Annotated in this window: 8 protein-coding genes; 5 read left to right on the top strand and 3 right to left on the bottom strand. The window is 62.1% G+C overall.

Annotated elements, in window-relative coordinates:
- Genes ONG87_RS03465 through ONG87_RS03455 form a run of 3 tightly spaced genes read left to right on the top strand, consistent with a single transcriptional unit; the run spans nt 1 to nt 4,413 of the window.
- Entirely contained in the window at nt 1–2,517 is a 2,517-nt protein-coding gene (locus ONG87_RS03465) for a TcfC E-set like domain-containing protein (RefSeq protein WP_264382231.1), read from the top strand.
- Nucleotides 2,514–3,677, top strand: coding sequence for a hypothetical protein (locus ONG87_RS03460; protein WP_264382230.1), 1,164 nt, complete (start codon nt 2,514–2,516; stop codon nt 3,675–3,677). Before ONG87_RS03465 ends, ONG87_RS03460 begins: the two co-directional genes overlap by 4 nt.
- 10 nt (nt 3,678–3,687) lie before the next feature.
- Nucleotides 3,688–4,413 (top strand): molecular chaperone, encoded by a 726-nt coding sequence (locus tag ONG87_RS03455; RefSeq protein ID WP_122479642.1) that lies wholly within the window; start codon nt 3,688–3,690, stop codon nt 4,411–4,413.
- Between the two features lie 56 nt (nt 4,414–4,469).
- Here the strand turns inward: ONG87_RS03455 and ONG87_RS03450 are convergent, their stop codons facing one another.
- Together ONG87_RS03450 and ONG87_RS03445 are read right to left on the bottom strand one after the other, a co-directional pair.
- Nucleotides 4,470–5,864: a PhoH family protein gene (locus ONG87_RS03450; protein ID WP_122713557.1), complete on the bottom strand. Its 1,395-nt coding sequence runs from the start codon at nt 5,862–5,864 to the stop codon at nt 4,470–4,472.
- 352 nt (nt 5,865–6,216) lie between these two features.
- The gene (locus tag ONG87_RS03445) at nt 6,217–7,323 is read right to left on the bottom strand and encodes a polysaccharide deacetylase family protein (RefSeq protein WP_192104358.1); all 1,107 of its coding nucleotides are present in this window, start codon (nt 7,321–7,323) and stop codon (nt 6,217–6,219) included.
- A 160-nt stretch (nt 7,324–7,483) separates the two neighbouring features.
- Between ONG87_RS03445 and ONG87_RS03440 the strand changes: the two genes are divergently transcribed.
- Nucleotides 7,484–8,557 carry a polyamine ABC transporter substrate-binding protein gene (locus tag ONG87_RS03440; RefSeq protein WP_264382229.1) on the top strand — a complete coding sequence of 358 codons (1,074 nt, stop codon included), beginning with the start codon at nt 7,484–7,486 and terminating at the stop codon, nt 8,555–8,557.
- A 17-nt stretch (nt 8,558–8,574) separates the two neighbouring features.
- On the opposite strand, the gene ONG87_RS03435 is transcribed toward ONG87_RS03440, so the two are convergent.
- Nucleotides 8,575–10,158 (bottom strand): peptide chain release factor 3, encoded by a 1,584-nt coding sequence (locus ONG87_RS03435; RefSeq protein ID WP_122479646.1) that lies wholly within the window; start codon nt 10,156–10,158, stop codon nt 8,575–8,577.
- A 219-nt stretch (nt 10,159–10,377) separates the two neighbouring features.
- On the opposite strand from ONG87_RS03435, the gene ONG87_RS03430 reads away from it, so the two are divergent.
- Nucleotides 10,378–15,123, top strand: a complete 4,746-nt coding sequence (locus ONG87_RS03430; RefSeq protein ID WP_264382228.1) for a DUF6543 domain-containing protein — start codon at nt 10,378–10,380, stop codon at nt 15,121–15,123.
- The last annotated feature ends 166 nt before the right edge of the window (nt 15,124–15,289 follow it).

Below are 15,289 nucleotides of genomic sequence, written 5' to 3'. Positions count from 1 at the left end.
ATGACTAGAATCACCCCAACGGTGTTCACCAGCCCTTTGGCGCTGGGCCTGCTGTCCTTGGTGGCACTGTCCCCGACGACGGTGGCAGGCAACACGAACATCGCCACTACGGCCCTGTCTAGCCAGGCCCAGGGGTTGCCACGAGAGTTCAACGAGCATTTCTACGACGTGCCGCTGGCCGTGCACGTCGATCTGGATGGACGCGGCCTGGGTGAAGCGCTGATCACCCTCGACCGCCAGGAGCGCGTGCAACTGATCGAGTTCACTGCGGACGAAGAAGGCCGTGCGCCCGATCCGCTGCGCCAGCGATGGGCCGACTACCTGGCCGACCCCGTGCCGCTGGGCAACTGCACGCAGAGCTGCCGCGACGACCTGGTGGCTTTGCACTACAGCCTGTACGACTCGCGCCTGTCCATTCTTACCCGTACGGTGGAACGCACTGCGCAAGACCAACGCTATCACGCCCTGCCCGAGCACGGCAGTCACGGCATGATTCTGCGCAATCAGCTGAACATTTCCGCCGGACGCTTCGAACAAGTCGGGCGCTACGCGCTGCAGGGTCAAGGCAGCCTGGGTGACTGGACCACCCTGGCCCAACTGCAGGCCGATCGCAGTGACGACGACCGCTACGGTACCCGCCATCGTGTCGACCAGCTCTACGCCGAGCGCGTGGATCAGGGCCACTTCTATCGCCTCGGCTATTTCATGCCCGATGCCCAGGGCCTGACCCGCCAGCCGCGCCTGCTGGGCGACACGCCCCTGACCGCCCTGGGTGTCATGTACGGCAGCAGCGACAGCATGGCCGTGGACAACGCCACCCCCAGCGCCACCCCCATCTATGTCACTCCGAACCGCCCGGGCGTGGTGGAGATCTACCGCAATGGCGTGCTGATCAACAGCCAGCCGGTGCAACCGGGCTTGCAAGCCATCGATACCAAAGTGCTGCCCGGCGGCATTTATGACGTCGAAGTGCGCCTGATCGAGGATGGGCAGACAACCGCCAGCAACGAAGCATTCATCTACAAGCCGTCGAACTGGAGCAACCCCGACCAGCCATGGCGCTACAACCTCTATCTGGGCCAGCGCCGCACCTTGCTCAGCAACTGGGAAGAAGACAGCGATGACAGCCTCAGCAGCGGTGTGCTGCTCAACTACCTGGCGCACTCGCGGGTGGTGCTCGGCAGCTCGTTGCAGCGCGTGGGCGACTACACCCAATACGGGCTTTCCGCCGACTGGGACGCCCTGCAAAGCACCAAGCTGTACGCCAATGTGTATCACACCGACCAACACGGCCAGGGTTACGACCTGCAGGCGCTGTGGAACTACCGTGCCGGCAACCTGGTGCTGAGCCGCAACCAGAGCTGGCAGCGCTACCCACGGCTGCGCGGCGAACGCGAGCCGCGACCTGGCCAACAGGTCATCCAGACTTCACTGTCCTGGCAGCACCGAATGGATCGGCGCTTCAGCACCCATACCCGCATCGCCCGCGACGACGGTCTTTACGCCGGCACCTCCGTGGACCTGGGCCTGGTGTACCACGGCAAACTGATGGGCTCGGACGCCAACTGGCGTGCCTCGGTATTCGACCGCCCCGGCACGCTCGCCACCGACGGCGCCCGCAATCGTGGGGTCAATTTCACCCTGAGCATGAGCCTGGGGCAGGAAGGGCGGCGCCTGTCCGCCACCTTGGGTAGCCGCACGGCGCTGGACGGCAGTCGCGATCGCAACGTCTCGGTGACCTACCAGCAAAGCCTGGAGCATCACACCCTGCGCAACGTCGCCGGCACCCTCACAGGCGATCGCTACGGGGCCGCCCTGGCGGCCAATGTGCAGTTCCAGAACAGCATGGTGTACGGCGATGCCTATGTGCAGAACTCGTCCTACGACCACGCCGTCAGTGGCGGCCTGAACCTGGAAAGCACCGTCGCCGTGGGGGCCGGCAAAGCCGCCATCAGTGGTGATTTCCAACCCTACGAAGCCGGCATGATCGTCGACGTCGAATCCGACCTGGACAACCTGCGCGTGCGCGCCGACAGCCTGCAGGGCCCCAGCGCCACACTGCGGCCAGGGCGCAATATCCTGCCGTTGCGCGCCTATCGACCGGGCCAGGTGCTGATGGACTTCGAAGGCCTGGAAGCCCATGCCGCGGTGATCCAGCCGTCGAGCTTCAGTTACCACCTCAACCGTGGCGCAGTGACCTACCAGAAAGTGCGCATCATGCGCACGGTGACCGTGCTGGGGCGTCTGCTCGATGCCGGTGGTGCGCCGATCAAGGGTGCCATGGTCATCAATCATGCCAGCCGCAGCCTGAGCGAGGCGGACGGTTTCTTCGCCGTGGAAATGAGCGAATCCACACCCACCCTGGAGGTGCGCCGCAGTGGCGCACGCCTGTGTTTCCTCAAGCTCGACGAGAAGAACGCCCAGCGTGAAAACGAAGTGTTGATGGTGGGCGATCAACAGTGCAGCCCAGACACCCTCGCGGCAACCGGCACCCATCATGAAGGAGATGCAGGATGAACATGCTTCGCGCCCTGGCAGCCACCTTGCTGCTGGCCCTGCACTTCACACCCCAGGCTACGGCCAACGAGATAGCCTTCACTGCCCGCATCGACGGCACCCGGTTCGTCAATACGACACCCCGGGCCGACTATTGCGCGCATTTTGGAATGGGCAGTTTCTGCGCGACCTCATGGTCGACCAACCTGCCCATTACCTATCGCAAACGGGTGGATGTGAACTCACCCGATGCGCGCGACAAGGTCTACGTGCGCTTGCCCGCGCGGCGCGCCATTACCCTGCAGAACCAGCTCACTGGCGAAACCGCCACCATGTTCCTGTCCTTCTACCAGTTCAGCCAGCGGGTCAGTTGGGTGCACGAGACGGTCGTCAACGGCGCTCCCAGTGGCTGCGGTGTATTTGGCAGTCTGGGCGGTGGCCCGGGCTATTCGCGGTTTCTCTGGTATGTCATGAACAGCACCAACCCGGCTCCCTGTTTTTCGACCAAGTCTGCCAACCCGAACGTGGAGGACTCGGAATTCACCAACACCGGTATCTCGGTAAGGCCCGAGTTCCCTGCGGTGGGCTCACTGGCCCCCGGCGACTGGGAAGGCATTGCCGACTACCGTGTGGGGCTGGGCCAGGACTTCGACTTCGGCAATATCCTGGACGCCAGTACCGATCATTTCCGCGTGCGCATCAGCTTCAAGGTAATGCATGAAATGCGTGTCGACTTTCCGGCCCACGGCACCGAAATCAGGCTTGTTCCCCAAGGCAGCTGGGCCAGTGTGATGAACACCAGCAAGGCGCCGGTGCGGCTGTATCACGACTCACCGCTGCGCCTGTGGGCCGGCAGCCCCTTCAGCGTCTACCTGGCGTGCGAGCACGACACCAATCGAAATCTATGCAGGCTCAAAAACCAGACCACAGATCATTACGTGCCGGTCAACGTCGCCATTTCGCTACCAGGCGGGTTCGGCTACGCCGGACGACCGGTGGATCGTCTGCCTCTGCTAGACCGTATCGCAAATGCCAAGACCATCGTGCCCACAGGTACCGCCAGCAATGCCCCGGGCACGCTGCATTTCGATGTCAGCAGTGACGATGCTGTCGAGATGCTGCGCTACCCCGGCGCCCGATACAGCGGGTGGGTCACCATCATCTATGACGCCAACCCTTGAGGAGCCTTCCATGAAATACCTCGCGCTACTGCTCGGCCTGACGACGTTCGACGCCTGGGCCGCACCGCAGCTGAACATCGGCAGCCTCTACGAATACTTCGACGGCAACCGCAGCACCTCGCTCAAGCGCATCTACAACAGCGGTGACACGGCAGCGTTCGTCAAGGTCAGCGTGGCCGAGCTGGTCTACGCCGCCGACGGCACCGTGACCGAAGTGCCTCTGGATGGCCTGCCGGCCGAACAGCGCACCCTGATCGCCAGCCCAGCCCGGGTGATCGTGCCGCCCAATGGCATGCAGCAGGTGCGCCTGCTGTACCGGGGCGAACGCCAGGCCGAACGCTACTTTCGCCTGCGTTTCATTCCGGTCCTTCCGGAAACCGGCGACGGCTTCGGCCTCACCAGCGAGCAAGCCCAGCAGTACAACGAGGCGCTGTCGGCCGGGGTGAGCATCCTTGCCGGCTATGGCGCGGTGATGTTCGTCAAGCCGGCGCAGACCACCTACGCCACCGAAGTGCTGCACGAGGCCGAGCGCTTCACGATCCCGAACAAAGGCAACGCCACGGTGGTACTGGATCATTTCAACGACTGCGATCGCAACGGACAGCACTGTGCCCCGCCCACCAAGCATCACATCCGGCCGGGCAAAACGCTGTCGTTCGAAAAGAAAACCGGGCGTTCCTACCGGTTCGTTCTGCAGGAAGGCCCGCGGGAGATCCCTCATGAATTCGAAGGCTAGGCTCACTGTCGGTGCCCAGGCACCGATAGCGAGTCCGTTTGCGCAGGGTTGTTGACCTACAGGTGGCTTTCGGCGTACTCGGCCAGGATCGACCGCGGTACACCCTGCAGGGTGATGTGCACGCCTTGGGGGAAGTCCTTGAAACGCTCCGTCAGATAGGTCAACCCGGAACTGGGGGCCGACAGGTAGGGGGTGTCGATCTGCGCCAGGTTGCCCAGGCAGATCACTTTGGAACCGGCACCGGCACGGGTGATGATGGTTTTCATCTGGTGCGGTGTCAGGTTCTGGCACTCGTCGATCAGGATCAGGCTTTGCTGGAAACTGCGGCCTCGGATGTAGTTGAGGGATTTGAACTGCAAGGGCACCTTGCTCAGGATGTAATCGACGCTGCCGTGGGTATTTTCATCCTCCATGTGCAAGGCTTCGAGGTTGTCGGTGATGGCGCCCAGCCAAGGCTCCATCTTTTCCGCCTCGGTACCGGGCAGGAAACCGATTTCCTGGTCGAGCCCCTGCACGCTGCGGGTGGCAATGATGCGCCGGTAGCGCTTGGTCACCATGGTCTGCTCGATGGCCGCAGCGAGGGCCAGGATGGTCTTGCCCGAACCCGCCGCACCGGTCAGGTTGACCAGATGGATGTCCGGGTCCAGCAGGGCGAACAGGGCCAGCCCCTGGTAGATGTCTCGCGGCTTGAGACCCCAGGCTTCCTGATGCAGCAAGGGCTCCTGGTGCAGGTCGAGGATCATCAGCTCGTCGTCCTTGATGCCTTTGATCCAACCGACGAAGCCTTGCTCGTCGATGATGAACTCGTTCATGTGCACCGATGGCAGCACTTCGCTCAACTGCACCCGGTGCCAGGTGCGGCCATGGTCCTGGCGCGTCTCGACCTTGCTCACGCGGTCCCAGAACGAGCCGGTCACGTTGTGATAGCCACGCGAAAGCAGCGATACGTCGTCCACCAACTGATCGGTGCTGTAGTCCTCGGCGGCAATCCCGCAGGCGCGCGCCTTGAGGCGCATGTTGATGTCTTTGGTGACCAGAATCACGCTCAGGTCGGGGTGACGCGTGTGCAGGTCGATCAACTGGTTGATGATGATGTTGTCGTTGAGGTTCTGCGGCAGCAGGTTCGAGGGCTCGGGACGCTTGTCCATCAGAATGGACAGAAAGCCCTTGGTGTTGCCGCTGACGCGCATGATCGGCACGCCGGATTCGACCACGGCCGGCGATGCATCGCCCAGGGTCTTGTCGATCAGGCGGATGGCCTGCCGGCATTCGGCAGCGACGGTCTGCTTGCCATCCTTGAGTTTGTCCAGTTCCTCCAGCACGGTCATGGGAATGGCGACACGGTGTTCTTCGAAATTCAGCAGAGCGTTTGGATCGTGGATCAGTACGTTGGTATCGAGCACATAAAGGATTGGCTGATTGGAAGAGGTGCTGCGTCCTTGTTCATCCATACTCGGTCACCTTTTTGGGAGCCTGACAACGCAATACCTGGACGGTGCTGCGCCGCGAAAAGGCCGCCGGATTCCCACATCAAGGAGCAGGACCTGCGCACAGGTGGAGAGTCTGTCGAAGACGCCACCTGTGATGCAGGGTTCGGCGGTCTGTCTTCGTAATACCGCAAAACCCATTAAGGAAAAAAGCACTTTACGGTTTTTTGAAGTTTATTTTTCAGCGGTGCGAATAACGCTTGGCGGGTGGCGCGGACGCCGTTAGAGTCAGAAGTTGACCCGCCCCTCCTCGCTTGCGCAATTTCCCCCAAAAACCTGCCAACCCCCCGTAAATACTGGCGTTTGCCGACTAGGCCTATTGCACATCCGCACAGGCCTGCCAGTTGATACCGGTCTGGGCGGTTTCCCGCATCAGCCAGGGCAGCGCGGTCTGCGCCTTGGCCAGGTTGTCGTGGAACACCACGATTCCGCGTCGCCACAGCAGCATCAGGCTCAGCGCCCGCTCGCCAGCCTGCATGGCCGTCAGGCGGCTGTCATCGTCCATCGAATCGATGTTCCACAGCGCCACTTTCAGCCCCGCTCCGGCGAAGAATGCAGCGCTGTCGGCACGACGCTGGCCGTACGGCGGGCGAAACCAGGGCACGTAGCTGTCGGGCAAATCGGTCTGCAGCAGGGCGATGCTGCGCAGTATCGAGTCCTGCCATTTGTCCCATTGGCCATGGGACACGTATTGCCAACCCAGGGTCGCCACGCACTGCCCGGCATACAGCGCCTGCAACTGGGCCACCGAGGTCTTTTCGGCACGCGCCTGCAGGCTTTGTCCGGGCACGAAGAAGGTGGCGCTCCAATCCTGCGCTCGCAGGTACCCGGTCAACGCATCGGTGGAGCCATCGACCGGGCTCGGGCCGCCATCGAAGGTCAGCAGGAACGTCCGGTCGGCAAAGCCGTTGCCATCGAACTCCTGCTCCGACAACAGTTGCACCTCGCTGGTGGTCTGCGGTGAAACCGCGGCCAGACGCAACAGTTCGTTGAGATAGGCTTCGCTGAACACCTGGCCCGGCACGGCGAACCCGGAGTAGAAGGATTCGGGATCGATTCCCAGGTCGGCCGCCTGTGCGCGCAGGTCGCCTTCGCTGTCGATGGCATAGCAGAACGAGGCATCCTGTTCGCAGCTTTGCTGAGCCAGGTCGAAATTGGCCCAGAGCCGCTGCCAGAGCCGCTGGCGCAAGTCGTTGATCGCCAGCAGGTTGATCTGACGCAGGCCCAGGCGCGCGGTCAGCTGTGCTTCGTCCTGGCTTTCACTGGCCAGCAACGAGCGTGCAAACAGCAGGATGTGTGCGCGCGACGCCACGTCGAACAGCACTGGCGAATCGATGCGTTCCGGCCAGTGACTGCGGTCGAGAGTCGCCACCGGCGGAGCAGCGACTGCTGCCTGGACGGCGCATACAACGGTGGCCAGCATCCATGATACCCAACGCAACGGCGATCTCCTCGATGACAGGGTGCGCCGGGCACTATAACGCTGTCGCGGCGCAGCGCGCAGCTCTATGCAGCCACGGGCCTTCCCCCACTTCGTTTCTATGATTACAGTAGGCAATCAACGGCGGCTCAGGAATCACCACATGCTTCGCTTGGCCCTCGCCGCACTGACGCTCGTCACGCCCATGGCGTTCGCCGCCGGCACGCTCAGCATCTACAACTGGCCCGACTACATCGCCCCCGACACCCTGCCCAATTTCCAGCGCCAGACCGGCATCGAAACCCAATACAGCTCCTTCGACAGCAACGAAACCCTGGAAAAACGCCTGCGCGAAGCGCCCGGCAAGTACGACGTGATCTTCCCTTCCAACCACTTCATGAACCGCCACATCAGCGCCGGCAACCTCACGCCGCTGGACCGCACTCGCCTGCCGAACTGGAAGTACCTGAACCCCGCGCTGCTGCGCGCCCTGGAAACCAACGACCCCGGCAACCGCTACGGCTTTCCGTACCTGTGGGGCGTCAGCGGCATCGGCTACAACGTCAAGCAGGTAAAGGCGGCGCTCGGCGATGATGCCCCAGTGGATTCCTGGGACCTGGTGTTCAAACCGGAAAACATCGCTCGCCTGCAGAAATGCGGGGTCGCCATCCTCGATATCGGTCCCGAACTGCTGCCCATGGCCCTCAACTACCTGGGCCTGCCTTCGCACAGCCAGAACCCTGCCGACTACGACAAGGCCCGCGCGCTGCTGCTGAGCATCAAGCCCTACGTACGCTATTTCGATTCGGTGGAGTACAGCCATCAACTGGCCGAAGGCAAGCTGTGCGCGGTAGTGGGTTTTTCCGGGGACGTACTGCAGGCGCAAACCCAGGCCAGACAGCAGGGCCAGGGCGTGGAGATCGAGTTCACGTTGCCGCGCGAGGGCTCGACCATGTGGTTCGACATGGTCGCCATCCCCGCCACTGCGCCGAACGAAGATGCCGCGTACACCTTTCTCAACTACCTGCTCGAACCCAAGGTCATGGCCGACATCACCAACAGCGTGCACTACGCCAATGGCAACGAAGGCGCCGATGAATGGGTCAACCCTGCGCTCAAGGGTGATCGGCGGATCTATCCCAGCGCCGAGGTCATGAGCAAGCTGTTCCTGCTGCAACCCATGCCCGCCGATATCGAGCAGCTACGTACCCGGACCTGGAACCAGATCCGTCACTGAGGCCCGGATCGGATTGATCAATGGTGCTCGCGGGTGGCGCGGAATTTCACGTCTGGCCAGCGTTCTTCCATCAGCGCCAGGTTGACCCGGGTCGGGGCCAGATAGGTCAGGTGCCCACCGCCATCGAGGGCCAGGTTTTCCGCAGCCTTGTTGCTGAATTCCTCAAGCTTCTTCTTGTCGGCGCACTCGATCCAGCGGGCGGACCATACGGTGATCGGCTCGTAGGCACATTCCACCTTGTATTCCTCTTTCAGCCGGCTGGCGACCACGTCGAACTGCAGCACGCCGACCGCACCCAGGATGATGTCGTTGCTGCGCTCGGGGAAGAACACCTGGGTGGCGCCCTCCTCGGCCAGCTGCTGCAAGCCCTGACGCAACTGCTTGGACTTGAGCGGATCCTTGAGCCGCACTCGACGGAACAGCTCCGGGGCGAAGTGCGGAATGCCGGTGAAACCCAGGCTTTCACCCTCGCTGAAGGTGTCGCCGATCTGGATCGTGCCGTGGTTGTGCAGGCCAATGATGTCGCCGGCGAAGGCTTCTTCCAGCTGCTCGCGCTCGGAGGAGAAGAACGTCAGGGCGTCGCCGATGCGCAGGTCCTTGCCGGTGCGCACGTGGCGCATCTTCATGCCTTTCTCGTAACGGCCCGAGCAAATGCGCATGAAGGCAATACGGTCACGGTGCTTGGGGTCCATGTTCGCCTGGATCTTGAACACGAAGCCGGTGAATTTTTCTTCCACCGGTTCCACGGTCCGCTCGTTCGCCACTCGCGGCAAAGGGCGTGGCGCCCAGTTCACGACGGCGTCGAGCACATGGTCGACACCGAAATTGCCCAGCGCCGTACCGAAGAACACCGGCGTCAATTGACCGTTCAGAAACTCGTCCTGATTGAACTCATGGCAGGCACCCTGAACCAGTTCCAGCTGTTCCACGAAACGGTCGTACTCGTCGGCCAGGTGCGCGCGCGCCTCGTCGGAGTCCAGCTTCTCGATGATCTTCACATCGGTACGCTCGTGACCATGGCCCGGCGTGTACACGATGATGTAGTCGTCCGCCAGGTGATAGACGCCTTTGAAGTCGCGATAGCAGCCGATCGGCCAGGTGATCGGCGCCGCCTTGATCTTGAGCACCGCCTCGATCTCGTCGAGCAGCTCGATCGGGTCGCGAATGTCACGGTCCAGCTTGTTGATGAAACTGACGATCGGCGTGTCGCGAAGGCGGCAGACATCCATCAGGGCAATGGTCCGCGGTTCGACGCCTTTACCGCCGTCGAGCACCATCAGCGCCGAGTCCACTGCGGTCAGGGTTCGGTAGGTGTCTTCCGAGAAGTCTTCGTGGCCCGGGGTGTCGAGCAGGTTGACCATGTGCTCGCGATAGGGAAACTGCATCACGGAAGTCGTGATGGAGATCCCGCGCTGTTTCTCCATTTCCATCCAGTCGGAGGTCGCGTGACGGTCGGACTTGCGCGACTTCACCGTACCGGCCACGGCAATCGCCTTGCCCATCAGCAAGAGCTTCTCGGTGATGGTGGTCTTACCCGCATCCGGGTGGGAAATGATGGCGAAAGTGCGGCGCTTCGCGACTTCGGCGGCCTGTTGGGTCATGGGGGATCGCCTGGCGAGGGATAGAAAATGGGCGCGGATTATAGCCCAGTTCCAAGCGTTGAGGCCACTGTGCGCCACATCGGTTGCGGCCAGGTCTGGGCGCAGGGCTGTGCAATATCTACCACCGCGCAGCGCTGCAGCGCAGGCAACGTATCGCCTCCATCGCAGGGCTCGACACGTCGAAGCCCGCAGCGGTGCCTATTGCCCCTGGAGCTGCCAATGACGACCCCACCACTGCCCTGGTTTCACAGCCGCGCGCTGGCACAACGCTTCATGCGCCACCTTAGCGACTCATCCCACTCACTCCTGACGCCTGAAGGGACTCAATGGTTGCGCCAACTTGCCAAGCCCGAGCGCGATCACCAACCTCAGGCACAAGACGAAATGCGCGTGGACGGGTTGAGCATCATCACCGCGCAAGGAACTGCCGTCGAATTACCCTTGAGCCTGTTGATCAGTACGACGCAGCACGATTGGGTGGCCCACTACCACCCAATCTGCGGCTTGAAGTTGTTCGATGATCGGCGTCGTTTGAAGCGTTACCTGCTGGATCGGTTGGCCAGCCCTGATAACGATCCGGGGCTGAGCTACCTGCTTTCGCAGGCAGAACGTCGGCTGATGCGCCTTGGCGAACTCCACGAGATGCAGGTCACGCTCATGGAAGGGTCGGTGTTCGATACCCTGATGCTGGACATTCAGCATCGTCTGAGTGAGCAGCTACGCGAGTGGCGTCAGTTGTTACTGGATCAACCAAGCTCAGAGGAGCTGGTGAGCAGTGGACCAGAGGCCGCCATGGCCAGTCTGCTCGCCCACTACTGGCGTGAAGGAGCCCCCCGATCAGAGCTGCCCGCCGAACGGCTGACCCGCCACTTGCGCACGCAGCTGATCACTGATCTTGCCCGTACGCAATGGGACGGCACGCTGCCAGCCGTTGAGCATGATCAACTCTGGGCTTGGCTGAAGGGCCAAGTCCAGCCATCGCCTCTTACCGGCTTCATCCTCCATGGATCAACTGCCGAGGGCCGCCAGCAGCCGTTGATCAATACCCTGGTACTGGCCAACGAGCGCGCGGCGGCTGCATGCTACCTGTTCAGCGCCACGAGCGGGCTGGTGCGTTACACCGACCGCTCGGCACTCCTGGCAGCACTGACCGATCTGGGGCAGCGTGCCCAATGGCTGCCCTGCGTACCCAACGCACAACAGCCGACGTTCAAGACACTGCCTATCATTGATATTGAGTTGGTAGCCGAGCCCCCCTCCTCTTTCGGTCTGGCGAGCTACACCCGACGTCTGCTGCAAGTACAGCACTCGATATTGTCCAACAGCCCACCTGCTGCATTCATGGGAGACCGCCACACGCTCTGCGAGCAAGCCCTGGGCCTGCATCAGCGCCTGGCGCCAAGCCTGCAGAGGCTCGCCGCGCCGTTCGCTGCCGACCCACGGGACAGCCCAGCCAGCTTGATGCGCCTCACCGGCGCAGCGCAAACTGACCTGCAAAAACCGCAGCGCGTGGTAAATCATCTGACCGAGCTGCAAATCCAGTACGCCGGCTATCTCAAGCGCGGCCCTGACTTGCGTGTGGCCGCACTTCAAGCCCTGGAGCTGCAATTGGCGTGCATTCTGCCAAATGGACCTCCTGCCCGTTCGCTTTACCTCATGGACTTGGAACGGCCCACTGCCGCAAAGTCATGGGTCGCCAGTATCTGGGCAAACGAACCACTCGCCGCCGTTGCTGGCAGGCGTTGGCAGGTGTTCACGGTGGTTGCCGAAGGCACACGTCAGGTTCTGAATCAGCTGCCATGCCTGCTGATCGAGCACATCACCAGCCAAGCTCGGCGCAGCCTCTACCGCGAGCTGAAAACTGCACTGAGTCACCGTGAAGCCACCGGGCAGGCCTACCAACGCTCGTTGCGGCGCTGGTTGTTCAGTTTCGAATGGGCGCTACTCAAGCAGAGTCGATCAGCGACCTCGCCGCTGGTCGAAGCGTTTCTGCGCGGTGATTCCGTACAGGCTTGGCAGCACAGAAGCGGTCATCCTGCGCAAGCCAATGCCGATGCAATGATGTTGAGCCAGGCAGCCGATGCCAGCGGAACCATTGTGATCTGGGCTCATGAAACGGGCTTTCAACTCTTCGAGTCTCTGGATGCCGCGCATCGTGACGCCATGCAATGGTCTGAGCAGCCGACCGACCTCGGGCCTGGCCTGAGCAACTGGACAGCCTTTGCGGGCGATGCACTGAATACATTGAACAGCCTGGAAAGCCAGGCCCGACAACGAAGTAAGCTGCAAGCCTTCGACCAACTGCGCAACCAAGCATGGCCCTCCGACTCCTTGCCTGCTCTGCTTCGCGAGGCCATCGCGTTCGACAGCCTGCAACGGCAGATGCAGCGCATGGAAGATATGGCACGTGGCCTGGCCGCCAAAGCTGCCCTGCCTGCCTGGTTGCAGCGGGCGGCAGTCGACGACCAGCAGCACTACCTGCGCGTGCTGGGGTTGAATCTGCTGGCCAGCCCGGCCGAAGACGACTATCTGTTCGGCGTTCCTGATATCAGCAGTTATGCCCGCGGCGTGCTGCAGCACCATCTGGACAAAGACTTCACTGCAAAACGCTTCGACCCCGAAGCGATCTTCATCACCACGGCGCGATACGTGCCTGCCTTGGTACCCTCGGGTGAAATTCCTTCCAGCCTTCCCGCCGCCTCGGTCGTGCGGCGACAAAGCCTGATCGAATACGCCTTGAATCACTTCCGGGACTGGGACGACGCCATCGCCCGCATCGAACTGGGTGAGGGCCATGTGGCGCCCGCCGTGTTGAATGCCGACTACTGCCGCCGATTGGTACGGGAGGTGAATCTAGGCTCGCACTATCAGGCCCTGCTCAAACAGACCTTCGACCCCTCAGACCTCGATTACCCTCGCCGGCTAAATTTGTACGCCCGCCAGCTACCGGCGCAGTTGCTGGAGTGCGCCTGGCGAGCCCGGCTCAAGCACAACCTGCCCATGCAGGCGGTCGAACTGGTCACTCGCGTGGCCTGCATGCCGGACCCCATCTTGCGACAGCCGCTGAACGGCCATGTCGTGTTGCTGACCCCGCTGCAATTGATCCCCAAGCCGGGAATGAAACCAGACACGTTGCCCGGCTGCTATCTGTTCAGGGCCGGTGAAGACGGCCCGCTGGTGCTGTACCTGCCCTATGAAGCCACCCATACCCTTCAAGCCTTCGACAGTGGTACGGCCCTGCTTGCCGCCCTTGCCAGCGACACTGCCCTGCAGGCGCGACTGCTCGCGCGCATGCCTGTCAGCCTGCGCCCGCGCTATGCCCATGGCGGCTTCAGCGAGCCGCACCTGGGCCGCGTTGGGGACACCGACTTCACCCTGACGCAGAGCACCTCGACAGACCCGGAGCTGGCCTGCAACCCTATTGCCGGTAACGCACTGCGGTACCTATTCGTCGAGAACGGCCTTTATCTGCAGGCTCTCGCCGCCACTCAACTGGTTACCACGGAGCAAGTTCGCTGGCAGGCGCTGATCAATGTGATGAGCCTGGCCTGGGAGCAACTGAGCATGTTCCTGCCGGGCAAGGTCGGGCTTGCCGTGGCCGCCTGGCAAGCCGAACTGGCGGTGCTGAACATCGCCCAGAACGTGCAGCACAACAGCTGGGGGCAAACACTGGCGCAGTTGACCTGCGTGCTTGTACAGGGACTGGCGATCAGTCAGGGGATGACGCAGCGTGCACTTCAAGACAACGTACGCGAGCGCTTCTGGCAAACCGTGCGCAGCGCCCCGGAGTACGGCCTGTCACTCGCGCGCTACGAGGCCCCCATCGAAACGCTGCGCACGTTCGTTTTTCAGCCGTCCACGTGCACTTACCTGAACATCCGCGACCAGACGCACTACATCGGCCTCAACGGCAAGGCATATCGCGCTCGCCAGGAACAGGATCGTTGGTACCTGGTCGGGCAGCGCGACGATGAACTAGGCCCTAGGTTGCTGCTGGATACCGAGCAGGCTTGGGTAATCGATCCTGGGCAGAACCTTGCAATCAGTGCTGGCGGCGTACCGAGCAGGCTGGGCAGCCAACTGGTGCGTTGGACGCTGACCCGTGATGAAATCGTCATCCATGCCGTGGGCTGCCGGCAGATCCGCCAATTGCGCCCGCACCGCGCCAGCGTCCTGCACCGGGCCCACCGCGATGGCTTAGGGTATCTGGGCAATGCGTTGGACAGCCTGCGAAGAGCACGGCTGGTCGGTAGCGTGGAAACCCATACCCTGGAAGTGCTCAAGCAGTTCTTCGGCGTCTCTCAGGTCACGGACTCATTGATCGCGCGGGTCCAAGGCGTACTGGAAAAAATGGCCCGGATCATGGCATCGCACGCCTACTCGCCGGTAACCTCGAGACGCTACGTGATGGCAAGCCGCTTGAGCGCGCAGTCAGCCGTGGGCATTGCCTTCGTGTCCGTACAGGATCCACAAGGTCAGATGTTTCTGACAGATGAATTCTTCGATTTTGAGACGGCACGTCTCCTGCCACTTGATCCGAAATACACCATCGCTGAAACGAACGCCCTGAGCAAGGCGATGGTCCTGCTGCATGAGTTCACCCATATTGCATGCAACACCCGGGACATCCACTATATCGAAGCGGCGATGCCCTATGCCGATCGGTTGCAGCCAGGCGTGAGGCGTGCGTGGCTGGAGCGTCAGCACGACGAATCGTTCTCGCACCTCACCCCCAAGCGTAAGTTGTTCATTGTCCGCGACGACACGACCGGGCAGGTGCGCGACATCCTCAACGAAGACCGCAAGGGGCGCGCCCTGATCCTGCGCCTGGCGGGCTCACCCAATCTGGACGACGCACGCCAGCGGTTTCTGATCGACGCTGACATTCGTTCAAAGATCCTGCTGAAGAATGCCGACTCGGTGACGCTGTTGATCTATCGTCTGGGAAATCGCAAAACCCCCTGACGCGGCTCGCGCCGCTGCTACAAACACCGCGAACCCCTGTAGCAGCGGCGCAAGCCGCGTCAAATGCCTTGGGTAACTCCCCCTTGAACGCCATCTCATGCAAGCTTTATGGTCATAAAAGGTGGCCAAATGCTGCCTCACTGTGGGAACCTCTCGCCGCACGGAG

This window comes from Pseudomonas sp. MM227 (assembly GCF_947090715.1).
In the GTDB taxonomy this organism is placed as follows: domain Bacteria; phylum Pseudomonadota; class Gammaproteobacteria; order Pseudomonadales; family Pseudomonadaceae; genus Aquipseudomonas; species Aquipseudomonas baltica.
The sequence above is the reverse complement of the archived record's forward strand: the minus strand, read 5'-3'. Positions and strand labels throughout refer to the sequence as shown.

Bases quoted from the DNA above. Each gene is read 5' to 3' on its own strand.
- ONG87_RS03465 (WP_264382231.1), top strand. From the start codon at position 1: ATGACTAGAATCACCCCAACGGTGTTCACCAGCCCTTTGGCGCTGGGC.
- ONG87_RS03460 (WP_264382230.1), top strand. From the start codon at position 2,514: ATGAACATGCTTCGCGCCCTGGCAGCCACCTTGCTGCTGGCCCTGCAC.
- ONG87_RS03455 (WP_122479642.1), top strand. From the start codon at position 3,688: ATGAAATACCTCGCGCTACTGCTCGGCCTGACGACGTTCGACGCCTGG.
- ONG87_RS03450 (WP_122713557.1), bottom strand. From the start codon at position 5,864: ATGGATGAACAAGGACGCAGCACCTCTTCCAATCAGCCAATCCTTTAT.
- ONG87_RS03445 (WP_192104358.1), bottom strand. From the start codon at position 7,323: ATGCTGGCCACCGTTGTATGCGCCGTCCAGGCAGCAGTCGCTGCTCCG.
- ONG87_RS03440 (WP_264382229.1), top strand. From the start codon at position 7,484: ATGCTTCGCTTGGCCCTCGCCGCACTGACGCTCGTCACGCCCATGGCG.
- ONG87_RS03435 (WP_122479646.1), bottom strand. From the start codon at position 10,158: ATGACCCAACAGGCCGCCGAAGTCGCGAAGCGCCGCACTTTCGCCATC.
- ONG87_RS03430 (WP_264382228.1), top strand. From the start codon at position 10,378: ATGACGACCCCACCACTGCCCTGGTTTCACAGCCGCGCGCTGGCACAA.